At 70.3% G+C, this 25,336-nt stretch carries 22 protein-coding genes; all 22 read left to right on the top strand.

The features are described from left to right. Positions 1-17: 17 nt before the first annotated feature. The 22 genes from era (at position 18) to hflX (ending at position 25,316) form a co-directional block, all read left to right on the top strand. On the top strand, positions 18-947 hold the full coding sequence (gene era, locus NW198_RS02415; protein WP_258339866.1) for a GTPase Era: 930 nt from the start codon (positions 18-20) through the stop codon (positions 945-947). A 3-nt stretch (positions 948-950) separates the two neighbouring features. Further along, a complete protein-coding gene (recO, locus tag NW198_RS02410; RefSeq protein ID WP_258339865.1) occupies positions 951-1,703 on the top strand; it encodes a DNA repair protein RecO in 753 nt (250 codons plus the stop codon). Positions 1,704-1,971: 268 nt separating this feature from the next. Next, positions 1,972-2,694: a gamma-glutamyl-gamma-aminobutyrate hydrolase family protein gene (locus tag NW198_RS02405; RefSeq protein WP_258339864.1), complete on the top strand. Its 723-nt coding sequence runs from the start codon at positions 1,972-1,974 to the stop codon at positions 2,692-2,694. A 327-nt stretch (positions 2,695-3,021) separates the two neighbouring features. After that, a complete protein-coding gene (rpsO, locus tag NW198_RS02400) occupies positions 3,022-3,300 on the top strand; it encodes a 30S ribosomal protein S15 (protein ID WP_087316075.1) in 279 nt (92 codons plus the stop codon). Between the two features lie 132 nt (positions 3,301-3,432). After that, a complete protein-coding gene (locus NW198_RS02395) occupies positions 3,433-5,685 on the top strand; it encodes a polyribonucleotide nucleotidyltransferase (protein WP_258339863.1) in 2,253 nt (750 codons plus the stop codon). A gap of 200 nt (positions 5,686-5,885) precedes the next feature. Continuing rightward, entirely contained in the window at positions 5,886-6,989 is a 1,104-nt protein-coding gene (locus tag NW198_RS02390) for an ATP-binding protein (RefSeq protein WP_258339862.1), read from the top strand. A gap of 78 nt (positions 6,990-7,067) precedes the next feature. Then, complete coding sequence (locus tag NW198_RS02385) at positions 7,068-7,226, top strand: hypothetical protein (protein ID WP_258339861.1); 159 nt, start codon at positions 7,068-7,070, stop codon at positions 7,224-7,226. 377 nt (positions 7,227-7,603) lie between these two features. After that, entirely contained in the window at positions 7,604-9,268 is a 1,665-nt protein-coding gene (locus tag NW198_RS02380) for a ribonuclease J (protein WP_258339860.1), read from the top strand. Between the two features lie 4 nt (positions 9,269-9,272). Continuing rightward, entirely contained in the window at positions 9,273-11,795 is a 2,523-nt protein-coding gene (locus NW198_RS02375) for a DNA translocase FtsK (RefSeq protein ID WP_258339859.1), read from the top strand. Between the two features lies 1 nt (position 11,796). Next, entirely contained in the window at positions 11,797-13,452 is a 1,656-nt protein-coding gene (locus NW198_RS02370; protein ID WP_258339858.1) for a helix-turn-helix domain-containing protein, read from the top strand. Positions 13,453-13,475: 23 nt separating this feature from the next. Then, complete coding sequence (locus NW198_RS02365) at positions 13,476-13,973, top strand: YajQ family cyclic di-GMP-binding protein (RefSeq protein ID WP_258339857.1); 498 nt, start codon at positions 13,476-13,478, stop codon at positions 13,971-13,973. A 71-nt stretch (positions 13,974-14,044) separates the two neighbouring features. Next, positions 14,045-15,307 carry a 30S ribosomal protein S12 methylthiotransferase RimO gene (gene rimO, locus NW198_RS02360; protein ID WP_239386785.1) on the top strand — a complete coding sequence of 421 codons (1,263 nt, stop codon included), beginning with the start codon at positions 14,045-14,047 and terminating at the stop codon, positions 15,305-15,307. Position 15,308: 1 nt separating this feature from the next. Next, positions 15,309-15,902, top strand: coding sequence for a CDP-diacylglycerol--glycerol-3-phosphate 3-phosphatidyltransferase (pgsA, locus tag NW198_RS02355; RefSeq protein WP_204204680.1), 594 nt, complete (start codon positions 15,309-15,311; stop codon positions 15,900-15,902). A 2-nt stretch (positions 15,903-15,904) separates the two neighbouring features. Beyond that, on the top strand, positions 15,905-16,429 hold the full coding sequence (locus NW198_RS02350; protein ID WP_087315998.1) for a CinA family protein: 525 nt from the start codon (positions 15,905-15,907) through the stop codon (positions 16,427-16,429). A gap of 216 nt (positions 16,430-16,645) precedes the next feature. Continuing rightward, positions 16,646-17,749 carry a recombinase RecA gene (gene recA / locus NW198_RS02345; RefSeq protein ID WP_087316000.1) on the top strand — a complete coding sequence of 368 codons (1,104 nt, stop codon included), beginning with the start codon at positions 16,646-16,648 and terminating at the stop codon, positions 17,747-17,749. Then, positions 17,749-18,408 (top strand): regulatory protein RecX, encoded by a 660-nt coding sequence (locus NW198_RS02340; protein WP_258339856.1) that lies wholly within the window; start codon positions 17,749-17,751, stop codon positions 18,406-18,408. The genes recA and NW198_RS02340 overlap by 1 nt, the downstream gene beginning before the upstream one ends. A 235-nt stretch (positions 18,409-18,643) precedes the next feature. Next, the gene (gene rny, locus NW198_RS02335; RefSeq protein ID WP_258339855.1) at positions 18,644-20,197 is read left to right on the top strand and encodes a ribonuclease Y; all 1,554 of its coding nucleotides are present in this window, start codon (positions 18,644-18,646) and stop codon (positions 20,195-20,197) included. A 7-nt stretch (positions 20,198-20,204) separates the two neighbouring features. Continuing rightward, entirely contained in the window at positions 20,205-21,290 is a 1,086-nt protein-coding gene (locus NW198_RS02330; protein WP_087316006.1) for an ATP-binding protein, read from the top strand. 97 nt (positions 21,291-21,387) lie between these two features. Beyond that, complete coding sequence (locus NW198_RS02325; protein ID WP_087316008.1) at positions 21,388-21,699, top strand: stage V sporulation protein S; 312 nt, start codon at positions 21,388-21,390, stop codon at positions 21,697-21,699. Continuing rightward, positions 21,696-23,063, top strand: coding sequence for a tRNA (N6-isopentenyl adenosine(37)-C2)-methylthiotransferase MiaB (gene miaB, locus NW198_RS02320; protein ID WP_087316010.1), 1,368 nt, complete (start codon positions 21,696-21,698; stop codon positions 23,061-23,063). The genes NW198_RS02325 and miaB overlap by 4 nt, the downstream gene beginning before the upstream one ends. Then, positions 23,060-23,986 (top strand): tRNA (adenosine(37)-N6)-dimethylallyltransferase MiaA, encoded by a 927-nt coding sequence (miaA, locus tag NW198_RS02315; protein ID WP_258339854.1) that lies wholly within the window; start codon positions 23,060-23,062, stop codon positions 23,984-23,986. Before miaB ends, miaA begins: the two co-directional genes overlap by 4 nt. A 1-nt stretch (position 23,987) precedes the next feature. After that, complete coding sequence (gene hflX / locus NW198_RS02310) at positions 23,988-25,316, top strand: GTPase HflX (RefSeq protein WP_258339853.1); 1,329 nt, start codon at positions 23,988-23,990, stop codon at positions 25,314-25,316. Positions 25,317-25,336: the final 20 nt, after the last annotated feature.

Below are 25,336 nucleotides of genomic sequence, written 5' to 3'. Positions count from 1 at the left end.
GGCCCCGGGGAGGTTTCATGGCCAACAAGAACGCGGGCGAGAAGGACGCGCCGTTCACCAGCGGCTTCGTCGCCCTGGTGGGCCGGCCCAACGCCGGCAAGTCCACGCTGCTCAACGCCTGCATGGGCGAGAAGGTCGCCATCACGAGCCCCGTGGCCCAGACCACGCGCCGCCGCATGCGCGCGGTCATCAACACGCCGGGGTCCCAGCTCGTGATCATCGACACGCCGGGCCTGCACAAGCCCAAGGACGCCCTGGGCTCCGAGCTCAACAAGGCGGCGCTCGCCGAGCTCGCCGACGCCGACGTCGTGGCCTTCCTCGTGGACGCCACCAAGCCCGTGGGCCGCGGCGACGAGTGGGTGGCGCGCCACGTCGACTCGGCCGAGGCCGACTACAAGCTGCTCGTGCTCACCAAGGCCGACATCGCCGGCCCCGAGCAGGTCTCCGCGCAGCTCGAGGCCGCCCGGGCCCTGTGCCGCTTCGACGACGAGCTCGTGGTCTCCGCGACCGAGGGCTTCAACGTCGACGCGTTTCTCGCCCTGGTATCGGCGCACCTGCCCGAGGGGCCGCGGTGGTTCCCGGAGGGGATGGACGTGGACGCCACCCCCGAGGACCTCGTGGCCGAGTTCGTGCGCGAGAAGCTCTTCTTGCACCTGCGCCAGGAGCTGCCGCACTCGGTGGGGGTGCTGTGCGAGAGCCTCGAGTACGCCGACGACGGCCACGCCTCGATCGCGGCCACGATCCTCGTGGAGCGCGACGGCCAGAAGGGCATCGTGCTCGGCCGCGGCGGGCAGATGATCAAGCGCGTGGGCGTGGAGGCCCGCCGCGACATCGAGCGCCTGCTCGGCTGCAGGGTCTTTCTCGACCTCACGGTGCGCGTGGCGCCGCAGTGGAGGCGCGACGAGCGCGAGATCCGCCGCCTGGGCTACGGGCTCGACGAGGGCTAGGCCATGGCGGGGAGGCGCACCTACCGAACGCGCGCGATCGTGCTCGACCGCACCAAGCTCGGCGAGACGGACCTCATCCTGACGCTGCTTGCCGCCGACGGCTCGCAGCGGCGCGCCGTCGCGAAGGGCGCGCGCAAGCCCGGGGGGCGCCTCGCCGCGCGCGTTGAGCTCTTCTCCGAGTGCGACCTGCTGCTGGCGGAGGGACGCAGCCTCGACGTGGTGAGCGAGGCTGCGCTCGTGGACCCGCACCCGGGGCTGCGCGGGGAGTACGACCGGGTCTCGGCGGCGAGCGCGGTGGCCGAGCTCGCGCGGCTCACCTGCTACGAGGACGCGCCGGACGGCTTCCTGCATCCCATCTGCTTGCGTGCGCTCACCGCCTGCGAGCAGGCTGCGGACCGCGCGCACCTCGACGTCGTGGTGGCCGCGTACGCGTGGAAGGTGCTCGCGCACGGCGGCTGGAGGCCCGAGCTCGCGACGTGCTGCGCCTGCGGCGACGAGGCCGTGACGTACTTCTCGCCCGCCGCGGGAGGGGCGCTGTGCGAGAGCTGCGCCCGCGAGGTCGCCGGGGCGCAGCCGGTCGCGCCCGGGACGCTCGCGTGGCTGCGCGCGCTTCTGGGCCTCACCTTCGACGAGCTGCTGGCGGCGGAGATTGACGCCGAGGGCGCCCTCGCGCTCCTGGGCCTCGCGCACGCCTGGGCCGCCACCCACCTCGACGCCCGCCTGCGCGCCTGGGAGTTCTACCTCGGCGCCCTGTGAGTGCGGCGGGGCCGCGCGCCGCGGGCCGCGGGCCGCGGGCCCAGTGTCTCGCGCGCCCCGCACCCCAAGGGGAGAAATGTACGACCGTTTCCCTTGACAGTAAACCATTGAGCTATGGAGTTAAATTAACGGAATGGCCTCACTGAGAATGGTCGTACATTTCTCGGGGATTAATGCCGGGGCCTGCGCCGCCCGGGCGATCCTCCGCGCGGAGTTGCGGCATAATGGGCGGCCGTGCCCTGCCGCCCGCGAGAAGGGAGTGCGCCCCATGTCCCACAAGCCGCTGATCGGCTGCGTGCCGCTCGTCGACTACGGTCGCGAGAGCCTGTGGATGCTCCCGGGCTACTTCGACGCCGTCGCCGAGGCCGGCGGCGTGCCCGTGATGCTGCCGCTCACCTCCGACGCCGACGCCGTGGCCTGCCTGCTCGACGCCCTCGACGGGCTCGTCGTGACCGGCGGGCAGGACGTCGACCCCGCCCGCTACGGCGCGGGCGCCCCCGACCAGGCCGCCCTCTGCGGCGAGCTCTGCCGCGAGCGCGACGCCATGGAGGCGCTGCTCGTCCCGGCGGCGCTGGAGCGGGACCTGCCGCTGCTTGGCATCTGCCGCGGCCTCCAGGCCCTCAACGTCGTCCTGGGCGGCACGCTCTGGCAGGACCTGCCTGCGCAGCTGCCCTCCGAGGTCGAGCACCACGGGAAGGCCCCCTACGAGAACCCGGTCCACGAGGTGGACGTGCTCCCCGGAACGCCGCTTTCGGCCTGCGTGGGCGCCGGCGCGCTGCCCGTCAACAGCTTCCACCACCAGGCGCTGCGAGACGTGGCACCGGGCCTGGAGGTCATGGCCACGGCGCCGGACGGCGTGGTCGAGGCCGTGTGGCGCCCCTCCTCGCGCTTCTGCTGGGCGGTCCAGTGGCACCCCGAGTTCTCGCACGCCGTCGACGAGCCCAGCCGCAAGATCTTCTCGGCGCTGGTGGACGCGGCCTCCCTCTCGTGAGGGTGTGTACACCGCCCCTGTAGGGTATGTTCAGTCATCCGACCCGCCCGTTCTTCTCGGCAGCGCTCTGAACTGCGCCTTTGCGAGAAGTGCCACAGGGCCTGGCGTACATACCCCATAGGGGCGGTGTACACACCCTCATAAGGGGGCCGCTTCGTCCCCGCAAACGCCGCCGTGCCGCGCGCGTCTCGTGGATTTTCTGCCGAGAAGGACCGGAGCGCGCGCTTGTGCTACACTGCCACAGGTCAGTACCCCGTACCTGGCGGCCCGCCCACACCTGACGGCCATCCCGGTTCGGGGCGAATCTATGTGAAAGGTGGTTTGAACATGGCAGTCACCAAGGAGCGCAAGGCCGAGCTCGTCGCCCAGTACGGCAAGGACGAGAAGGACTCCGGTTCCGCGGCCGTGCAGGTCGCCCTGCTCACCGAGCGCATCAAGGGCCTGACCGAGCACATGAAGACCCACAAGAAGGACTTCCACACCCGTCGCGGCCTTCTGATGCTCGTCGGCAAGCGTCGTCGCCTGCTCTCCTACATCAAGGGCAACGACATCGAGGCCTACCGTACCCTCATCAAGAGCCTCGGCATCCGCGACAACATCCAGTAAAGCGGTTCTTCGAGGGGGCGCCCGCGGGTGCCCCCTCTTTTGGTTTAGCCCGCACGGAGCGGGCGGCGGTCGCAGGCGCGGCCGCCAAGACGGCCCGCCTGCAATGGGGCAGGCGGAGATAAGGGAAAAGAAATGGCAAAGGTTACGCACGAGTTCGACCTCTACGGCAAGCACTACGTCCTCGAGACCGGCGAGCTTGCCAAGCAGGCCACCGGCGCCTGCCTTGTGAAGGCGGGCGACTCCACGGTCCTTCTCACCGCGGTGGTCTCCAAGGAGCGCAAGGACTACGACTTCTTCCCGCTCACGGTCGACTTCATCGAGAAGATGTACGCCGTGGGCCGCATCCCCGGCGGCTACCTCAAGCGCGAGGCGCGCCCGTCCGAGAAGGCCACCCTCACGGCCCGCATGATCGACCGCCCGCTGCGCCCGAGCTTCCCGGCCGGGTTCCGCAACGAGGTCCAGGTCGTGGCCACCACCCTCGTGGCCGACCAGATCAACCCCGTCGACACCATCTGCGTGATGGCCGCCTCCGCCGCCCTCACCGTCGGCGGCGTGCCCTTCGAGGGCCCGCTCGCCTGCGTGCGCATCGGCCGCGACCGCGACACCCACGAGTTCATCGTGAACCCCACCTACGAGGAGCGCGACAACTCCGACCTCGACCTTGAGCTCGGCGGCTCCTGCGACTTCATCTCCATGCTCGAGGCCGGCGCCGAGGAGATCTCCGAGGAGGACATGCTCGCCGCCATGGCCTTTGGCCAGGAGGCCATCGCCGCCTTCTGCGAGGAGCAGAAGAAGTTCTTCGCCAAGGTCGAGGAGACCAACGGCCCCATCGTCCCGCGCGAGTACATCCTCGACGAGCCCATCCCCGAGGTCCACGACCGCGTCTTCGCCCACTACGACGAGATGGAGGCCGCCCTCAAGGACGCCGACAAGCTCTCCCGCATCGGCAAGGTCGAGGCCCTCAAGGAGTCCATCAAGGCCGAGTTCACCGACGAGGAGCGCGCCGAGTGGAGCCGCGCCATCCCCGTGGAGCTCAAGGCCCTCGAGAAGCACGCGATGCGCCTGATGGTCGTCGAGACCGGCGAGCGCGTCGACGGCCGCACGCCCACCGAGGTGCGCCCGCTCATGGTCAAGGGCGACTACCTGCCCCGCGTCCACGGCTCCGGCCTCTTCCAGCGCGGCCAGACGCAGGTGCTCTCCATCTGCACCCTCGGCATGCTCAACGAGTGGCAGCGCCTCGACACCATCGAGCCCGTCGATGGCAAGCGCTACATGCACCACTACAACTTCCCGCCGTTCTGCACCGGCGAGACCGGCCGCATGGGCAGCCCCAAGCGCCGCGAGATCGGCCACGGCAACCTCGCCGAGCGCGCCCTGCTCCCGGTGATCCCCTCCGAGGAGGAGTTCCCCTACACCATCCGCGTGGTCTCCGAGGTCATGGAGTCCAACGGCTCGTCCTCGATGGGCTCCACCTGCGGCTCTACGCTCGCGCTCATGGACGCCGGCGTGCCCATCAAGCGCCCGGTCTCCGGCGTGGCCATGGGACTGATCCAGGAGGAGGGCAAGACCGTCGTCCTCACCGACATCCAGGGCCTCGAGGACTTCCTCGGCGACATGGACTTCAAGGTGACCGGCACCACCAAGGGCATCACCGCCATGCAGATGGACAACAAGGCCACCGGCCTCACGCCCGAGATCCTGCGCTCCGCGCTCATGCAGGCGCACGAGGGCCGCATGTTCATCCTCGACGCCATGCTCGACGCGGTGCCCGGCGTGCGCTCCGAGACCAAGGAGTCCGCGCCGCAGATCATCAGCCTCACCATCCCCACGGACAAGATCCGCGACGTCATCGGCTCCGGCGGCAAGGTCATCCGCGGCATCCAGGAGGACACCGGCGCCACGATCGACATCCAGGAGGACGGCACCGTCTTCATCGCGGGCGTCGGCGGCGCGGGCGACGCGGCGGCCGAGCGCATCAAGGCCATCGTCAAGGTCCCCGAGGTCGGCGAGGAGTACACCGGCCGCGTCGTGGGCATCCAGCCCTTCGGCGCCTTCGTCGAGCTGCTGCCCGGCAAGGACGGCCTGCTCCACATCTCCCGCGTGGCGCAGGGCCGCGTGGACAAGGTCGAGGACGTCCTCAACATCGGCGACGAGGTCAAGGTCCGCGTCCTCGAGGTCGACGAGAAGGGCAAGATCAGCCTCGACCGCATCGACAAGCCCGAGGCCCCGGCCGGCTCCGGCCGCGGCCATGGCGGCGAGCGTGCCGAGAAGGACGGGGATGCCGGGCGTCCGCGCCGCGAGCACCGCGGCCCGCGCCGTCGTCCCGGCGACAAGGGCGAGGGCGGCGACGACCGTCCGCGTCCGCGCCGTCACCACGGGGCGTAGGGCTTCAGGCTCCATACTCTGACGCAGCTCGGGCCGCCCCCGGCGCTCCCCCAGGAAGTGCACTTCGTGGAACTTCCTTTCGGAGCGCCGGGGGCGGCCCCGTCGGTCGGCGGGCCTCTCTCAGTCTTCTCTCAAAGTGTCTCTCAGATTTGAGAGATAATCCTCTATAGTTGAGTGAGCGGAGAGACGGGGGGGTTGCCATGCACGATGATGAGCTTGGGCTGATTGTTGATAGGCTGTCGCCGTCGGAGCTGTTTGAGATGCAGGGGGCGCTTCTGCCGAGCGACGCGGAGGCCGCCCTTGTCTGCGGGGCCACGGCTGCCGACCTCGATCAGAGCCTCGTCGACGCCATAATCGAAGCGCGCAGGAGGCAGAGCTCGCGCGTCTTCAGGGGCGCGGAAACCAGAGAGTCCCAGCTTCAGAGGCTGGGAATCGCGGCGGAGGACGGGACGCTCTATCTGGGCGGCCTGCTTGCCGCGGGCCTGTACCCGCAGCAGTTCTATCCACGCCTGCTCATCGACGTCGCGGTGCATCCGGACGTTGAGAAGGCGCCGCCGGGGCAGCCGAGGTTCATCGACCGCCAGATGTGCGACGGGCCCCTCTCGGTATGCATCGAGGACGCGCTTGCCGTGCTGGCGCGCAACCTGCGCAAGACTTCCCACGTGGTCGGGGCCGAGCGCCATGACGAGTGGGAGATCCCGGAGGAGGTCCTGCGCGAGGCGCTCTCCAACGCTCTCGTCCATCGAGAGTACGCGCCGCTGTACGTGGGCGAGGCCGTGAGCGTCGACGTCTACCCGGACCGCATAGAGATCCGCAACCCCGGCGGACTCTGGGGCGGCAAGACGGTCGAGTCCCTCGGGGACGGGAGCTCGCGGTGCCGCAACCCGCGCCTCATGAGCCTCATGGGCGCCGTGCCGCTCGAGCACGGCGGGTTCATCGCGGAGAGCCAGGGCACCGGCATCCGATACATGATTCGAGAGATGGAGGCGCGCTCGCTGCCTGTCCCGGAGTTCAGGGTCACGGCGGACTCGTTCACGGTCATCCTTCGCCGGGAGCTGGCGGGTGTCGTGGCAGTACCCGCCCCCGCGCCCGTGTCGCCTTCGATGGACACCTACTTCCTTGAGGAGAAGATCCTTTTGGAGCTGGATGCCCAGCGCCCCACCAGCGCGCGGGAGCTTGCCGAGAGGATAGGCGTCGGCGTGGCGCGCATTCGCTACCTGCTCCCCAAGCTCATCGAGCAGGGGAAGGTCGCTCCAACGGCGGGGGAGACGAGCCGCAACCGCAGATACGTCCTCGTGAGCTGACGCTGATTCCGGGGCCTGCCGTCCGCGGATCGGCGGCGATTGCAAGGGAGCGTGTTCCTGACTTGCGGGATGAGAACGGTGGGGCAGTGGGCGTCCGGCGCCAAGCCGGTGGCGTTGCTCCTAAGCTATGTCTGCCGAGAACGAAATCGTGGGCAGCTCAAGCTCTCCTATGACCCCTCCCCTCGTCAGATCGGCAGCAACGCGACCCTCATGAACCTCGAGCTCCGCGGCGAGTAGGCGCCCTGGCCCCGCGCGCCCGCACTTCTTGCCCGCACTCGTGTGTGCGCGCATCGAGTGCGGGCCTATTTCGGTCCGTGGCGCATCGAGTGCGCGACCCCCTCCGGGCCGCCGTCGCCAAGTGCGCGCATCCATTGCGCGCCGGCCCGCACTGGATGCGGCGGGACGAGAAGTGCGGGCGGGCTTCCGGCGGACGTCGCCGAGTGCGGGCCGCCCCCCGCCCCCGCGCCCCGTCCCGCCTGCGGCCCGTGAAGCCATCGTGGAACATCCGGACGGCGCGTTCTTCTCGGGTAGAATCAATCCGTATGCGAATTGGAGCGACCCTCGGGGTCGTCTGATATACCTGACCAAACGCGCGCGAAAGGAACCACTCGGGAATGCCAAAGAAGGACATAGCGCTCAAGATCATCCCCCTCGGAGGCCTCGACGGCATCGGCAAGAACATGACCGCCTTCGAGTACGGCGACGACATGGTCCTCGTTGACGCGGGCCTGATGTTCCCCGACGAGGGACAGCCCGGCATCGACCTCATCCTGCCCGACTACACCTACGTCCTGGAGAACGAGGAGAAGCTCCGCGGCATCATCATCACGCACGGCCACGAGGACCACACCGGCGCCCTGCCGTACCTGCTGGCCGACCTCACCCGCAAGGTGCCCATCTACTCGAGCAAGCTCACGCTTGGCTTCATCCAGGGCAAGCTTGCCGAGCACAACATCCGCTCGCCCAAGTTCCGCGAGGTGAGCGACGGCTCCACGATCACGCTCGGCGCCTTCACCATCACGTTCTTCTCGATGACGCACTCGATCCCGGCGGCCTTCGGCGTCTTCATGTCAACCCCCGCGGGCACCGTCATGCACACCGGCGACTTCAAGTTCGACCAGACGCCCATCGACGGCCAGCGCCCCAACTACCAGGCCATCAACAAGTTCGGCGCCTCGGGCGTGGACCTTCTGCTCTCCGACTCCACCAACGCCTGCCGTCCGGGCTTCACGCCGTCCGAGGCCGCGGTGGGCCGCGACCTGCGCCACGTTATCAAGAACGCCCCGGGCCGCGTCTTCGTGGCGGCGTTCTCGAGCCACATCCACCGCCTCCAGCAGATCTGCGACGCCTCCGTGGCCGTGGGCCGCAAGGTCGTCGTGACCGGCCGCTCCATGGTGACCAACACCAAGGTCGCCCGCGAGCTCGGCTACCTCAAGATCGACGAGGAGAACATCATCGACGCCTACGACGTCGACCGCATCCCGGACGAGAAGATCGTGGTGCTGTGCACCGGCAGCCAGGGCGAGCCGCTCTCGGCGCTCGCGCGCATGGCCAACGGCGAGCACAAGTCGCTCTCCATCCACAACACCGACACGGTGATCATCTCGGCCACGCCCATCCCCGGCAACGAGAAGAGCGTCCAGGCGATCGTCAACTCGCTCTCCAAGGTCGGCTGCGAGATCTACGACAAGAGCAAGGGCCTCGTCCACGTCTCCGGCCACGCGAGCGCCGAGGAGCTCAAGCTCATGCTCGCCATGGCCAAGCCGCGCTACTTCATGCCCGTGCACGGCGAGGCCCAGCACCTGCGCGCCCACGCCGAGCTCGGCGTGCAGATGGGCGTGCCCGCGAGCCACGTCTTTGTCCTGGACAACGGCGACTCGCTCGAGATGGTCAAGCACAAGGTCCGCCGCGGGCGCGCCGTCGAGTCCGGCGTGGTCTACGTCGACGGCGGCACCGTCACCGAGGCCAACCCCGTGGTCCTGCGCGACCGCCAGAAGCTCGCCCAGGACGGCGTGGTCACCTGCACCGTCATCATCTCCAAGCGCCGCGGCGCGGTCGAGGCCGTCGAGGTCTCCACGCGCGGCGTGGCCACCTCCACCGACGACGTGCTCCTGAGCGAGGCGCAGGAGCTCGTGCGCGCGCAGGTGGCCAAGCTCACCTCCTCCGGCGGCGTCAACATCGACGCGCTGCGCCGCGGCGTGCGCAACGCGCTCTCCAACCAGCTCTGGAACAGGACGCACACGCGGCCGATGATCATCCCGGTCGTGATGGAGGTCTAGGCAGATGCCCGCAAAACGCAGCACAAACGCAGCCAAGGGGCGCTCCGGCGCCAAGCGGCCCGCCCGCGCGCAGTCCCGCGCGTCCGGCGGCGCCGTGGCTCTCGGCAACGCCCAGTCCGACATCCTCGGCGTGGTCCTGGCGGTGGTGGCCGTGGCGATGCTCGTCGCCGTGGTCGTTCCGTCCTCGGCCGTGGTCACGAGCGCGGTCCACGACTTTCTCGCGCTCTCCTTCGGCGCGGGCGCGCTGCTCGTGCCGGTGGCGCTCTTCGCCTTCGCGATGACCTTCTTCGTGGACGGCGACCGCCCGGTCTCCGGGCGGATCGCGGCGGGGCTCGCGCTCGTCCTTCTCGCCGTCCTCGCCATGCTCTCGCTCAACTGCCCCGGCGCCGCCGAGGACCCGGGCACGGTCCTGCAGCCCGAGCCCGCCGAGCTCGCGGGCGGCTACGTGGGCGGCGCGATCGCCTACGCCCTGCTCGCCCTGCTCGGCCCCGTGGTGGGCAACGTCGTGCTCGTGGGGTGCGTCCTCGCGGGCGTCGTGGTGTGCGGCTTTTCCATCTCGGGGCTCGTCACCTCGGCGCGCGAGCGCGCCCGCGCCCTGGCCGACGACCACCGCGCCCGCGTCGAGGAGCGCCGCGCCCAGGCGATCATCGACGCCGCCGCGGACGAGTCGTTCGTCCCCGGCGCCGCCCAGGGGCCGCAGGCGTCGCTGTTCGACGAGACGGGCGAGGGCACCACGTCGTTCATCGGCGACCGTAAGACCACCGTGCTCAAGCGCAGCCGCGCCAAGCTGCTCTCCGACGACGCTCAGGAGCCTGCGACCACGCTGCTCGACCGCGCCCCGCGCCCCGCGCCGCTCTTTGCCGACGATGCCCCGGCGCCCTCCGAGGTCCACGGCGAGGTCCCCTCGTTCCTGCGCCCCGAGAGGCGCGCCGGCAAGCGCGCCAAGGGCGCCAAGGCCGAGAAGAACGCCAAGGCCGCCAAGGCCGAGAAGGGCGAGAAGGCCGCCAAGGCCGCGCCCGCCCCGCAGACCATCACCCGGCCCGGCGACGGTGACGAGTCCTACAAGCTCCCGCCGCTCTCCATCCTGCGCAAGAACGACCAGTTCGACGGCACCTTCGCCAACGACGAGGAGCTCGCAGCCACGGCGGCCAAGCTCCAGGGCACCCTCGAGGAGTTTGGCCTGAGCTCGCGCGTCGAGGGCTGGATCGCCGGCCCCTCGGTCACCACGTTCAAGATCTCGATGGGCGAGGGCGAGCGCGTCAACAAGATCGTCAACCTCGAGGACGACATCGCGCTGTCGCTCGCGGCCAAGTCCGTGCGCATCTTCGCGCCCATCCCGGGGACCTCCCTGGTGGGCATCGAGATCCCCAACGACAAGCCCCAGCCGGTCTATCTCTCCGACGTACTTCCTTTCGCCAAGGGCGGCCCGCTCGACTGCGCCTTTGGCCGCGACTCCGAGGGCAAGCCGATCGTGGTCGACCTCGCGGGGCTGCCGCACCTGCTCGTCGCCGGCACCACGGGCTCGGGCAAGTCGGTCCTGCTCAACGCCATCATCATGTCCATGCTCATGCGCGCCACCCCCGAGCAGGTGCGCCTGATCATGGTCGACCCCAAGCGCGTCGAGTTCACGGGCTACGCGGGCCTGCCGCACCTCTACGTTCCCGTGGTCACCGAGCCGCGCCAGGCGGCGAGCGCGCTTCAGTGGGGCGTGACCGAGATGGAGCGGCGCCTCAAGGTCTTCGAGCACTACAAGGTCCGCGACATCAAGACCTACAACGGCAACGTCGACGGGGGCAAGTATGACGAGATGGAGAACCCCCCGAAGCACATGCCCTACTTCGTCATCGTGATCGACGAGCTCGCCGACCTCATGATGGTCGCCGGCAAGGACGTGGAGTCCTCGATCGTGCGCATCGCGCAGCTGGGCCGCGCCGCCGGCATCCACCTGATCGTGGCCACCCAGCGCCCCTCGGCAGACGTCGTGACCGGCCTTATCCGCGCCAACATCGACAACCGCGTGGCGCTCTCCGTCGACAACTCCATCAACTCGCGCATCATCCTCGACCAGAAGGGCGCCGAGCAGCTCCTCGGCAGGGGAGACATGCTCGTCAAGCTCCGCGGCAAGAAGCCGCGGCGCGCCCAGGGCTGCTGGGTCTCCGACGAGGAGATCGAGCAGACCGTCGAGTTCGTGCGCACCCAGGTCACGGCCGACTACCATGAGGACATCCTGACCGCGGTGGTCCCCAACGCCCCGGGCGCCCCCGGCGATCCGGGCGCGGCCAAGGACGACGACCCGCTCGTGTGGGAGGCGGCGCGCATCGTCGTGGAGTCGCAGCTCGGCTCCACCTCGAGCCTGCAGCGCGCGCTCTCCGTGGGCTACGCCCGCGCGGGCAGGATCATGGACATGCTCGAGGCCAAGGGCGTCGTGGGGCCGGCCAACGGCTCCAAGCCGCGCGAGGTCCTTCTCGACAAGGACGGTCTGGAGGACCTGAAGGTGCAGGAAGCCGCGTATCGGGAGGTTGAGTGACATGGCACGTCCGCGTTTCAGCGAGGCGCTCGTGACGCGCAGGCACGAGCTCGGCCTCTCCATCTCCCAGGCGTCCAAGATCTTGAAGCTGCGCGAGGACGTGCTCATCGCCTTCGAGGAGGGCGACTACGACCACCTGCCCCAGAGCGGCTACGCCCAGGGCATGCTCTCGAGCTACGCCCGCTACCTCGGCCTCAACGCCCGCGAGATCGTGGACCTCTTCCAGGAGGACCTCTACGTCCACCGCACCGGCACGGCGTCGCACGAGCTCAGGCGCCGCACGCGCGACACGCAGGCCGGGCGCGGCGTCTCGGGCTACGACCTCGTCAACGAGGTGGGCTCGCGGCCCAAGGCCTACGTCGAGTACCGCCCGCTGCTCCCGACCTCGGGCGGCCCCGCGGGCGACATGGGCTACTTCGCCACCACGGCGCCGGTGCGCTCGCGCTCCTCGGTGCCGCTCGTGGGCATGGGGGCCGCGGCGCCGGGCACCCGCTCGTCGTACTCGTTCTCCCGCGAAAGCGAGCTCGAGTGGACGCGCGAGGGCGAGCGCCGTCGTCCCTACAACAGCGCCGGCGAGCGGGACCGCGGGCCGCAGGGCCCCTCGCGCCGCCGCGCCGTCGAGCGCAGGCGCCGCCCCGACGACCAGGCCGGCCGCCTGATCAGCGAGGGCCAGCGCTCCCCGGAGCGCGCCTACGACGGGCGCTCCCAGGTGCGCTCGAACCGGCTCTACCGCCGCGACGACGTGAGCACGCGCCGCGTGAGCCCGAGCGAGTACGTCGACGATCTGCGCTACGACGACCGCGCCAACCCCTACGCGCCGGCCTCGACCATCTCGGGCCGCCGCTCCTCTCGAAACATCGCCCAGGTGGAGCGCCCCAACGTCCGCAGGCGCTCCGCGGGTCCCCAGCGCCAGGGCCGCGGCGTCCGCCCGCCCACGCGCGGGGGCGCCCTCGGCGCCGTCGAGGGGTTCTTCTCGGATCCGCGCCGCGCGCTGTTCGCGATCGTGATCGTTGCCACCGCGCTGATCACCGCCATCTTGATCTTCTCCGTGGGCTCGTGCGTGCGCGGCGGCCAGGAGACGACGGGCGGCCAGACCGTCGAGGTGAGCAACGCCACGCAGGGTGACGCCGCAGACGACGCGACCACGCCCGCGGGCGATGCGACGGCAGGCGACGGCTCCGACGACGCCTCCGGTGACGACGCCGCGGGCGACGAGACGCCCGACGGCGAGGCGACCGACGGCGAGACCGACGGCGAGGCGACGGACGGCGAGACCGACGGCGAGGACCCCGCCGACCCCTCCGCGGACGCGGAGCCCGAGGAGACGGTCGTGAGCGTGGAGCTCGCGAGCGGCGGCTACTCCTGGCTCGAGATCGTCTGCGACGGCGAGAGCGTCGTCGCCGACGGCATGACCGGGCCGTGGTCCCAGGAGTTCACGGTCTATGACTCGATCACGGTCCAGGTGGGCGACCCCTCCGTGGTCAAGGTCACCAAGAACGGCGAGCGCGTCGACTTCACGTCCTCCGCGGGCGGCGTCGAGAGCGTGACGATCAAGGGGACCCCGCGTCCCGAGGGCGCGGAGGACGGGGAGGGCGCCGGCACCGGCGCAGACGCGTCGGCCGACCCCGCCGGGCAGACAGGGACGGACGGCCTCTAGGCCGCCCGCGAAAGGAGTTTCACATGGCCAAGGAATCTAGCTTCGACGTGGTGTCCGTCGTCGACATGCAGGAGGTCGACAACGCCTGCCAGCAGGCGGCGCGCGAGCTCACCCAGCGCTACGACCTCAAGGGCACCGGCGCCACCCTTGAGCTCTCCAAGAAGGAGGGCGTCCTCAAGATCTCTGCGCCCTCCGAGTTCGTGGCCTCCCAGGTGCGCGACATCCTGGGGTCCAAGCTCGTGAAGCGCGGCGTCGACCTCACGGCGGTGCGCTGGTCCGACCCCATCGCCGCCTCGGGCATGAGCGTGCGTCAGAGCGGCACCGTGGTCCAGGGCATCGACCAGGACACGGCCAAGAAGATCGCCAAGGACATCCGCGACCTCAAGCTCAAGGCCAAGGCCACCGTCGAGGGCGACAAGCTCCGCATGAGCTCGGCCTCCAAGGACGTCCTGCAGTCCGTCATCTCCGCGCTCAGGGACCGCGACTACGGCCAGCCCCTGCAGTTCGTCAACTATCGCTAGCAAAGGGGGATGCCGTGCGCTTTCTGCTCGTCACGCTTGGCTGCGCCAAGAACGAGGTCGACTCCGACCGCATGAGGGCGCTTCTGCTCTCCGCGGGCTTCGAGGAGGTCGCCGACGCCGCCGAGGCGGACGTCGCGATCGTCAACACCTGCTCGTTTCTCGCCTCCGCGACGGAGGAGTCCGTCGAGGCCACGCTCCAGATTGCCGAGGAGCGCAGCGAGGGCGTGCGCGCCTGCCCCATCGTGATGTGCGGCTGCGTGCCCTCGCGCTACGGCGACGAGCTCGCCTCCGAGCTCCCCGAGGTCGCCGCCTTCGTGCGCGCCGAGGACGAGGACGGCATCGTCGGCGTGGTGTGCGAGGTCCTCGGCGCCGAGGCCCCGCGGGCGGCCGCCGAGGGGACGCTGCGCACCATCGAGGGCGCGAGCGCCTTCGTGAAGATCTCCGAGGGGTGCGACCGCTTCTGCACCTTCTGCGCGATCCCTTACATCCGCGGGCGCTACCACTCGCGCCCGGCCGACGAGGTCGTCTCCGAGGTGCGCGCGCTCATGGAGGGCGGCGTCCGTGAGGTCGTGCTCATCGGCCAGGACACCGGCGTGTGGGGCTGCGACCTCGGCGAGGGCGAGACGCTCGCCGCGCTGCTGCGCCGCGTCGCCGAGGCCGTGCGGCCCTACGGCGGCTGGGTGCGCGTGCTCTACCTGCAGCCCGAGGGCATGACCGACGAGCTCATCGCCACGATCCGCGATGTCCCCGAGGTGCTGCCCTACATCGACATCCCCATCCAGCACTGCTCCGCGCGCGTGCTCAAGGCCATGGGCCGCCCCGGCTCGGCCGAGGAGCTCCGCGCCCTCTTCGCGCGCCTGCGCGCCGAGATCCCCGGCATGGTGCTGCGCACCACGGGCATGGCGGGATTTCCCGGCGAGACGGACGAGGAGGCAGACGAGCTCTACGACTTCATCGCCGAGCAGGAGTTCGACTACTGCTCCGTCTTCGCCTACTCCCAGGAGGACGGCACCGCCGCCGCCCGCATGGACGGCCAGGTGCCCGAGGAGGTCAAGCTCGAGCGCACCCAGCGCCTCATCGACCTCACCGAGCAGCTCGGCTTTGCCGCGACGGCCGCCCACGTGGGCGAGCGCGTCCGCGTGATCGTCGACGGCGTGGAGGAGGGCCCGGACGGCCCCGAGCTCATCGGGCACGCCTGGTTCCAGGCGCCCGACTCCGACGGCGCCGTCCACATCGCCGAGGGCGAGGCCTCGGTGGGAGACATCGTGACCGTCGACCTCGTCGACTCGTTTTGCTACGAGATGACCGGCGAGCTCGTGAAGGAGGACGACTGACATGGCGGGCGAGAAGAGCGTCTGGACCCCTGCTAACATCGTGACCTGCGTGAGGATCGCGTTCATCCCGGTCTTCATGGTCGTGGCGGCCCTCGCCGACGGCCCGGTCGACGCCCCGCTTTCCGTGGCCGCCTTCGTCATCTACGTGACCCTGTCCCTCACGGACAAGGTCGACGGCTACCTCGCCCGCTCCCGCGACGAGATCACCGACTTCGGCAAGTTCCTCGATCCTATCGCCGACAAGCTCCTGGTCTTCTCGGCCCTGCTCATGCTGCTCGACCGCGGCGAGGTGGCCGTGTGGGTGGTCTTCGTGATCCTCGTGCGCGAGTTTCTCGTGAGCGCGCTGCGCATGGTCGCGGCGTCCACCGGCGAGGTCATCGCCGCCGACAGCCTCGGCAAGGCCAAGACCGCCGTCACGATGGTGTCGCTGTGCGGCTACTACCTCGCCTTTGCGCTGTACGCGGTCGGCCTCGTCGACTTTGGGACCCAGATCGGCTTTGTCTCCTGGGCGCTCATGATCGCCGCCGTGGTGCTCACCGTGGTCTCCGGCGTGCAGTACTTCTGGAACGCCCGTCACGTCGTCTTTGGGAGGTAGCCGTGGCCGAGCGCGAGATCTTCTCGGACGACCCCGAGCTCTATGACGCCTGCGCCGAGCTGCTCGAGCTCGCCCGCGGGCGGGGGCTTACGCTCGGTACCGCAGAGTCGTGCACGGGAGGCCTCGTGTGCGGCTGCCTGACGGCCGTGCCCGGCTCCTCGGACGTGGTGCGCGGCGGCGTGGTGAGCTACGCGATCGACGTCAAGCGCGCCGTCCTGGGCGTGGCCGACGAGGTGTTCGAGGACCCCGCGCGCGGCGCGGTCTCGCCCGAGTGCGCCGAGCAGATGGCGCGCGGCGCCCGCTTCGTGCTCGGCTGCGACCTCGCCGTCTCGGTGACCGGCATCGCCGGCCCGGGAGGGGAGGAGCCCGGCAAGCCCGTGGGCACGGTGTGGCTGGGACTCTCGGGCCCGGCGGGGGAGCGCAGCGCGCTTCTTGCCCTGGAGGGCGACCGCGCGGCCGTCCGTCGCGCCGCCGCGCGCGAGGCCGTGGCCCTGCTTCGTGAAGGTGTTGTGGAGGAGCGCTTGTAGGCGCGGCCCTGGGGCCGGGTGAGGGGCGCCCCTCCCGAGCCCCGGTACGTGGGGCTTCTCCGAACGGGGAAGTCCCCCGAAAGCTCCCCGCGAGCCGCCCGTCAGCCTGGTTGCTGCCGCCGGTACGTCGTGCCTGCTATGTTCGATGCGTCCCGCTTGACTTAGAACGGATGTTCGGATACCATCACGGCGACAAAGGACGCGAAAGGGGAGAGCATGGCCAAGGCCAAGGGCATCACCAAGGAGATCCACCCGAGGACCACCGGCGAGGAGCGCGAGAAGGTCCTCGCCGCCACCACCGAGGAGATCGAGAAGAAGTTTGGCAAGGGCGCGATCATGCGCTTCGGGGACGAGGGCCCGAGCCTCGAGGTCGAGGCCATCCCCACGGGGTCGATCGCGCTCGACGCGGCGCTCGGCATCGGCGGCGTCCCGCGCGGCCGCATCGTCGAGATCTACGGCCCCGAGTCCTCGGGCAAGACCACGCTCTCCCTCGAGATCCTCGCCGAGGCGCAGGCCGCAGGCGGCGTCGTGGCGTTCATCGACGCCGAGCACGCGCTCGACCCGGGCTACGCCGCCCGCATCGGCGTGGACATCGACGAGGTCCTCATCTCCCAGCCGGACACCGGCGAGCAGGCGCTTGAGATCTGCGACATGCTGGTGCGCTCCGGCGCGATCGACGTGGTGGTCGTCGACTCGGTGGCCGCGCTCACCCCGCGCGCCGAGATCGAGGGAGAGATCGGCGACTCCACCGTCGGCCTGCAGGCCCGCCTCATGAGCCAGGCGCTGCGCAAGCTCGCCGGCTCGCTCTCCAAGTCAAACACCACCTGCATCTTCATCAACCAGCTGCGCGAGAAGATCGGCGTCATGTTCGGCAATCCCGAGACCACGCCGGGCGGCCGCGCGCTCAAGTTCTTCTCGTCCGTGCGCATGGACATCCGTCGCGTGGACTCCATCAAGGTCAACAACGAGGTCGTGGGCAACCGCGTCCGCGTCAAGGTCGTCAAGAACAAGGTGGCCCCGCCCTTCAAGCAGGCGGAGTTCGACATCATGTACGGCCAGGGCATCTCCAAGGAGGGCTCGATCCTCGACATGGCGGTGGAGTACGGCATCGTGAGCAAGTCCGGCGCCTGGTTCACCTACGAGAAGGAGCGCCTCGGCCAGGGTCGCGAGGCCGCCAAGGACTTTTTGGCCTCCAACCCCGACCTCATGGACGAGATCGACCACCGCGTCCGTGTTGCCTGCGGGTTGGAGCTCGGCGACGAGCGCGTGGGCGAGGTCGTCGAGCTCGACGCCGCCGCCCCGGCGCCCGACGCGCTCTGATGCCCGGCTCGCTCGGCTCGCTCGAGGTCAGGCTGCCCGAGCGCGGCTCCCGGTCCCGGCGCGCACGCGTGACGCTGAGGACGCCCGGGCTCGGCGAGGAGGCCCTCGAGGTCCCCGTCGCCGTGGGACGCAGGCTCTCGGCGAAGGGCGCTCCCGAGCCCTCCACGCGCGAGGAGCTTCTTGAGACCGTGGGGGCGCTCGGTCGCTCGTGCGCCCGCGCCCGCGTCGCCGACCTGCTGGGGCGGCGCGACTACACCTCCTCCGAGCTCATGGACAAGCTCCGCGCCGACGGCTATGCGGACGATCTCGTCTGTGAGACCCTCTCGTGGGCGCGCGACTGCGGCCTGGTCGACGACGCGCGCTACGGAGCCGCCTTCGCACGCTCCAAGGCCCTCGCCGGATGGGGGAGGGTCAAGGTCGAGCGCGAGCTCGAGCGCCGGGGCGTGCGCGTGGACGAGGTCGAGGGCTGGCCGGAGGAGTTCTTCGACGACGACTCCGAGCGCTCGCGCGCCCTTGAGCTCGCCTCGCGCCGCCGCCTCACGGGCAAGAACGACTACGAGAAGATCATGAGGTTCCTGTGCGGGAGGGGCTTTCCCTACGGCGTCTCGGCGGAGGTCGCGCGCGAGGTCGCGGGGCGCTCCGCGCGGTCGCTTACCTGAGGCGCATTTGACAGGGCGCCCGCGCAGACGCTAGGATGAGGGGGCTATTGGAGCGCACTCTCACGCTGGTCGGCCAGCTGATGTTCATATGTTCGGAACGTTCACGCTAGCTCTCGCATAGGATCTTTCTCTACGTAGGCGCCACGACTGCACCTCCGATGGCGGGTTCCATGGCGCTCGCGCCATGGTCTCCTGAACCCACGCATAGAACACGCACGATATCTGAGGAGCAGCCATGGAGTTTATCATCGCAGGGGTGGTCGGCCTCGCGGTCGGCGCCATCGTCGTCTACTTCGTCCTAGCCGGGAAGAGCGGCTCCAAGCTCAAGGACGCCGAGGCTCAGCTCGCCTCCGCCCGCGGCGAGGCCGAGCGCATCGCCTCCGAGGCCGCGCGCCAGGCGGAGAACGCCAAGAAGGAGGCCATCCTCGAGGCCAAGGAGCAGATCCTCGCCCTGAAGCAGACCTCGGAGGCAGAGGAGAAGAAGCGCAAGCACGAGCTCCAGAACCTCGAGAACCGCATCATGCAGCGCGAGGAGTCCCTCGACCACAGAAACGACGCCCTCGACCGCCGCGAGCACCAGCTCTCGAGCCTCCAGGGCCAGCTCGACCGCCGCAAGTCCGACCTCGACGAGATGGTATCGCGCCAGGAGGCCGAGCTCGAGCGCATCGCCGGCCTCTCGAGCGACGAGGCCCACGACGAGCTGCTCGCCCGCGTCCGCGCCGAGTCCGTCCGCGAGGAGGCGCAGATCCTGCGCGAGGCCGAGCAGTCCGTCCGCGCCCAGGCCGACAAGACCGCCCGCGAGATCATCTCCACCGCCATCCAGCGCTGCGCCGCCGACCAGGCCGGCGAGATCACCGTCACCTCCGTCCACATCCCCTCCGACGACCTCAAGGGCCGCATCATCGGCCGCGAGGGCCGCAACATCCGCACCTTCGAGCAGGTCTCCGGTGTCTCCCTCGTGATCGACGACACGCCCGAGACCGTCGTCCTCTCCAGCTTTGACCCGGTCCGCCGCGAGACGGCGCGCGTCGCCCTCGAGAACCTCATCGCCGACGGCCGCATCCACCCCGCCCGCATCGAGGAGCTCTACAAGAAGGCCGAGGCCCTCGTCGCCGAGCGCGTCCGCGAGGCGGGCGAGCAGGCCGCCTTCGACGCCGGCATCCACGACCTGCACCCCGAGCTCGTCAAGACCCTCGGCGCCCTGCGCTACCGCACCTCATTTGGCCAGAACGTGCTCTCGCACTCCGTCCAGGTCTCCGCGCTCTGCGGCATCATGGCCTCCGAGCTCGGCCTCGACGAGACGCCCGCCAAGCGCGCCGGTCTTCTCCACGACCTCGGCAAGGCCATCGACCACGAGGTCGAGGGCCCGCACGCCGTGATCGGCGCCGACCTCGCCCGCCGCTACGGCGAGCGCCCCGAGATCGTTCACGCGATCGAGGCCCACCACGCCGACGTCGACCCCGACACCGTCCTCGACGTCCTCGTCCAGGCCGCCGACGCCATCTCCGCTGCGCGCCCCGGCGCCCGTCGCGAGTCGGCCGAGAACTACATCAAGCGCCTCGAGAAGCTCGAGGAGATCTCCAACGCCCACGACGGCGTCGAGCGCACCTACGCGATGCAAGCCGGCCGCGAGCTCCACGTCATGGTCGAGCCCGAGAAGATCTCCGACGCGCAGGCCACGGTCCTCGCACACGACATCGCCAAGCAGATCGAGGACGAGATGGAGTACCCGGGCCAGGTGCGCGTCGTCGTCATCCGCGAGTCCCGCGCCGTCGACGTCGCGAAGTAGCGTGCCCATGAGCGTCGCCGCCGAGGACCTTGCCGGCTTCGTCTCCTCGATGGGCGCAGACCGCGCCCTTCGCGTCGAGGAGAGCCTCGGCGGCGGCTTCTATCGCCTGCGCGTCGCCGAGGCGGAGCGCAGGCAGGCGAAGCACGACGTGCGCTGCGTCGAGGACGCGGTCATCGAGATGCTGCGCAATGCCCGCGACGCCGGCGCCCGCCACATCTACGTGGCGACGACCCGCGAGGGAGACCTCAGGACCACGACGATGCTCGACGACGGCTCGGGCATCCCGGCCGAGCTCCACGAGCGCGTCTTCGAGGCGCGCGTCACCTCCAAGCTCGACAGCGTCCACATGGACCGCTGGGGCGTCCACGGGCGCGGCATGGCGCTCTTCTCGATCAAGGAGAACGCCGTGAGCGCCGAGGTCATGTCCTCGGCCCCCGGCAAGGGCGCGGCCATCCGCGCGGTCACCGACGCCACCTCCCTCTCCGAGCGCGCCGACCAGTCCAGCTGGCCGGTCGTCGAGGCCCGGCCCGACGGGGGCCTCGCCTGCGTGCGCGGGCCGCACAACATCGTGCGCACCTGCTGCGAGTTCGCCCTCGAGGAGCGCTCGGCCTGCGAGGTCTACCTCGGCTCTCCCGCCGAGGTCGCCGCCACCGCGCGGGCGCGCGCCGCCGTGAGCGTCGATCCCGGCGAGCTGCTCTTCCTCGACTCGCTCCAGGAGCTCCCGGTGCTCGAGCGCCTGAGGGCCGCCGCGGACGCCGCGGAGCTGCGCGAGCAGGCGGCGCTTCTCGGCCTCGAGATGTCCGAGCGCACGGCGCACCGCATCGTCTCGGGGCAGATCCGGCCGCTGAGAAGCGTGCTCTCGCGCCTCACGCACCGCGCCGCGCCGGCGACGGGCCCGCGCGAGGTCGACCTCGCGCGCGACCGGCGCAGCCTCAGGGTCTCGCGCGAGGACCTCGAGGAGTTCTCGCGGGCACTCGAGCGCGACTTCGACCTGCTCGCCGAGCGCTACTACCTCTCGCTCTCCTCTGACCCCAAGGTCCGGGTGGGCCGCGGCAAGATCACCGTCACCTTCGATCTCGAGGAGCTCGACTAGCGCGCTTTCCAACGATCCCGCCAACCACTAGAATTTTCAGAACGCACACACCACAACCGCAGCAGCTCGCAGGAGCCACGCAGCAGGAGAACAAGACATGGACTATCTCAAGGTGTCGAGCAAGTCGTCGCCGGCCTCGGTCGCCGGCGCCATTGCCGGCCTCGTCAAGGACGAGGTCCCCGTCAACATCCAGTGCGTCGGCGCGGGCGCCGTCAACCAGGCGATCAAGGCGATCGCCATCGCCCGGGGCTTTCTGATCCCCACGGGCGTCGACATCTCCTGCGCGCCGACCTTCTCGGACATTGAGATCGGCGGCGAGAGCCGCACCGCCATCCGCATCGCGGTCTACGTGCACCGGCTCGTGGCGCCCTCCGCCGCGGGCGCCGAGGCGGAGCTGATGCCCCGATGAGGCCGACGGACGCCCTCGTGGGCAAGACCTACTGCGTCAGGACCTTCGGCTGTCAGATGAACCTGCACGACTCCGAGCGCGTCGCCGGCCTGCTCGAGTCCTGCGGCTGCATCTGCGTGCCCGAGCCCGACGAGGCGGACATCGTCGTCTTCATGACCTGCTGCGTGCGCGAGAACGCCGACCAGCGCCTCTACGGCCAGGCCTCGGCGATGGTCTCGGCGCCCACGCCGCCCTCCGGCCGCAGGGTCGTGGCCATCGGCGGCTGCATCGCGCAGCGAGACGGCGAGCGCATCCGCGAGCACATCCCCTGCGCCGACGTCGTCTTCGGCACGAGCGCCCTCGCGAGCCTGCCCGGCCTGCTCGCCGAGGCGTTCGCCGACGACGGCCGCGCCGTGGAGGTCGACACGGTGGAGGAGGGCAGGCCCTTCTCCACGGACCTCCCGAGCCGCCGCGAGAGCCCCTTCCACGCCTGGGTCCCCATCATGACGGGCTGCAACAACTTCTGCACCTACTGCATCGTCCCGTACGTGCGCGGCCGCGAGAAGAGCCGCACGATGGAGAGCGTCGTCGCCGAGGTCGAGAGGCTCGTCGCCGACGGCGTCCGCGAGGTCACGCTGCTCGGTCAGAACGTCAACTCCTACGGGCGGACCATCTACGGCGAGCCCCGCTTCGCCGAGCTGCTGCGCCGCGTGGCCGCCACGGGCGTCGAGCGCATCCGCTTCACCTCCTCGAACCCCAAGGACCTCTCTGACGACACCATCGCCGCCATGGCGGAGCTGCCGGCGGTCATGCCGCACCTGCACCTGGCGGTCCAGAGCGGCTCGACGCGCGTCCTCAAGGCCATGAACCGCAGCTACACGCGCGAAGAGTACCTCGAGCTCGTGGGCCGGCTGCGCGCCGCCATGCCGGGCCTGGCCCTCTCGACCGACATCATCGTCGGCTTTCCCGGCGAGACCGAGGAGGACTTCCTCGACACGCTCTCGCTCGTGCGCGAGGCGGCGTTCTCCTCGGCCTTCACCTTCATCTACTCGCGCCGCCCCGGCACGCCGGCGGCCAAGATGCCCGACGACACGCCCCACGAGGTCATCCAGGGCCGCTTCGACCGGCTCGCCGAGCTCGTGGCCCAGCAGGCCCACGACGCCAATCAGGCCGACCTCGGCACGCTTGCCGCCGTGCTCGTGGAGGGAACCTCCAAGCGCGACGACGGCGTCATGGTCGGCCACAGCGAGAAGAACCAGACGGTGCACTTCTCGCTTCCCGAGGGCATGACGGCGGAGGAGCTCGTGGGCAAGATCGTCGACGTGCGCGTCGAGGAGGCGCGGACGTGGTACCTGCGCGGCACCGTGGAGGGCGAGCCGCGATGAGCCTGCCGCGCGTCGTCTGCGTGGTCGGGCCCACCGCCTCGGGCAAGAGCGTCGTGGCGGACCTCGTCGCCGAGGGGCTCGGCTCGGCCGTGATCTCGGTCGACGCCATGCAGGTGTACCGCGGCATGGACATCGGGACGGCCAAGACGCCGCCCTCCGAGCGCCGCGTCCCTCTGCTCATGGTCGACGTGGCCGACCCGCTCGAGAGCTACTCCGTCCAGCTCTTCCAGGGGCAGGCCCGGGCCTGCGTGGACGAGCTGCTCTCCCGGGGGCGGGTCCCCGTGCTCGCGGGCGGCACGGGCCTCTACCTCAACGCCGTCATAGACGAGATGTCCTTCCCCTCGGGCGAGAAGGACGACGATCGCCGCCGCTCCTACGAGGCGCTCGCCGCCGAGCGCGGGGCCGAGGGGCTCCACGCCCTTCTCGCCTCCCGCGACCCCGAGAGCGCGGCGCTCATCCACCCCAACAACGTCCGGCGCGTCGTCCGCGCCCTCGAGATGCTCGACGAGGGCGTCTCCTACGCCCGCCACCATGAGGGGCTCCACGAGAGGCGCGCGCACTACGACGCGCAGGTGTGGGGGCTCACGATGGCACGCGAGAGGCTCTATGCTCGCATCGACGCGCGCGTGGACGAGATGGTCTCCTCCGGGCTCGTGGACGAGGTGCGCGGGCTCGCCGCCCGCGGGCTCACGACCGAGCTCACCGCGGGGCAGGCAATCGGCTACAAGGAGGTGCTCGAGGCGCTCGCGGGCGCGTGCACGATGGACGAGGCGATCGAGCGGGTCAAGCAGAGGTCGCGCCGCTACGCCAAGCGGCAGCTCTCGTGGTTTCGCCATGACGGGCGCGTGCGCTGGATCGACCTCGACGAGACGGACGCCGAGGGGGCCGCGCGGCTCATCCTCGACGCCGCGGGAGGTGCGTGATTTGGGAAGGTTCAAGCCGCTCTCGACGGCGCCGGTGCCGGAGCGCGCCATCCTCGTGGGCGTTGACCTCGGGCGCTCCGACTGGAGCTGCGAGGAGTCCCTCGCCGAGCTCGCGCGCCTCGCCGAGACCGACGGCGCCGAGGTCGTGATGACGCTCACGCAGCGGCTCGACGCGCCCGTGCCCAAGACCTTCATCGGCAAGGGCAAGGTCGAGGAGCTCTGCTCCTACGTGCGCAGCCTCGAGGCCGACGTCGTCATCTTCGACGACGAGCTCACGCCCTCGCAGCAGTCCAACCTCGAGAGGATCGTGGGCGAGCCCGTCAAGATCATCGACCGCACGGCGCTGATCCTCGACATCTTTGGCGTGCACGCGCGCACGCACGAGGGACGCCTGCAGGTGCAGCTCGCCCAGCTCCAGTACGTGCTCCCGCGCCTGCGCGGCATGTGGAGCCACCTGGTGGGGGAGCAGACGCGCGGCGGCATCGGAAGCCGCTTCGGCCAGGGAGAGAGCCAGCTCGAGGTCGACCGACGCCTGGTGAGGGCGCGGATCTCGACGCTTCGCCGCGAGCTCGAGCGCCTCGAGCGGCGGCGCGGCGTGCAGAGCAAGGCCCGCTGGGACTCCGGCGTCTATCGCGTGGCGCTCGTCGGCTACACCAACGCCGGCAAGTCGACGCTGCTCAACCGCCTGACCGGCTCCGACGTCTACGTGCGCGACGAGCTCTTCGCCACGCTCGACCCCACCACGCGGGCGCTCGACCTCGACGAGGGCCGCAAGATCACGGTCACCGACACCGTCGGCTTCATCCAGAAGCTCCCGACGATGCTCGTGGAGTCCTTCAAGTCGACGCTCGCCGAGGTGCGCGCCGCCGACCTCGTGCTTTTGGTGGTCGACGTCTCCGACCCGCACCGCGAGCTCGAGATCGAGGCGGTCCGCTCGGTCCTCGCCGAGATCGGCGCCGACAAGATCCGCTGCGTGACCGTGCTCAACAAGTGCGACCTCGTGGACGCCGAGCAGCTGCGCGCCGCGCTGCTCGAGCACCCCGACGCCCAGGTCATCTCCGCCCGCGAGGGCACCGGCGTGCGGGGGCTGCTCTACCGCATCGCCAAGGAGGCGGCGAGCGACAGCGTCACGATGAGCGTGCTCGTGCCCTACGAGAAGGGCCTGCTCATGAAGATGGTCCACGAGCGGTGCCAGGTCATGCGCGAGAGCTACGTCCAGGATGGCCTGCTCGCCACCGTCAAGGCCGACGCGCGCATGGCCTCGACCCTCGAGCCGTACCGCGTCGAGGACGAGGGCGACGGCGAGAGGGACGCGACGCCCGAGGCCTGAGCGGTCGCGCGCCGCTTACA

The sequence above is a fragment of the Thermophilibacter sp. ET337 genome (assembly GCF_024733715.1).
Classification (GTDB): Bacteria; Actinomycetota; Coriobacteriia; order Coriobacteriales; family Atopobiaceae; genus Thermophilibacter.
The sequence above is the reverse complement of the archived record's forward strand: the minus strand, read 5'-3'. Positions and strand labels throughout refer to the sequence as shown.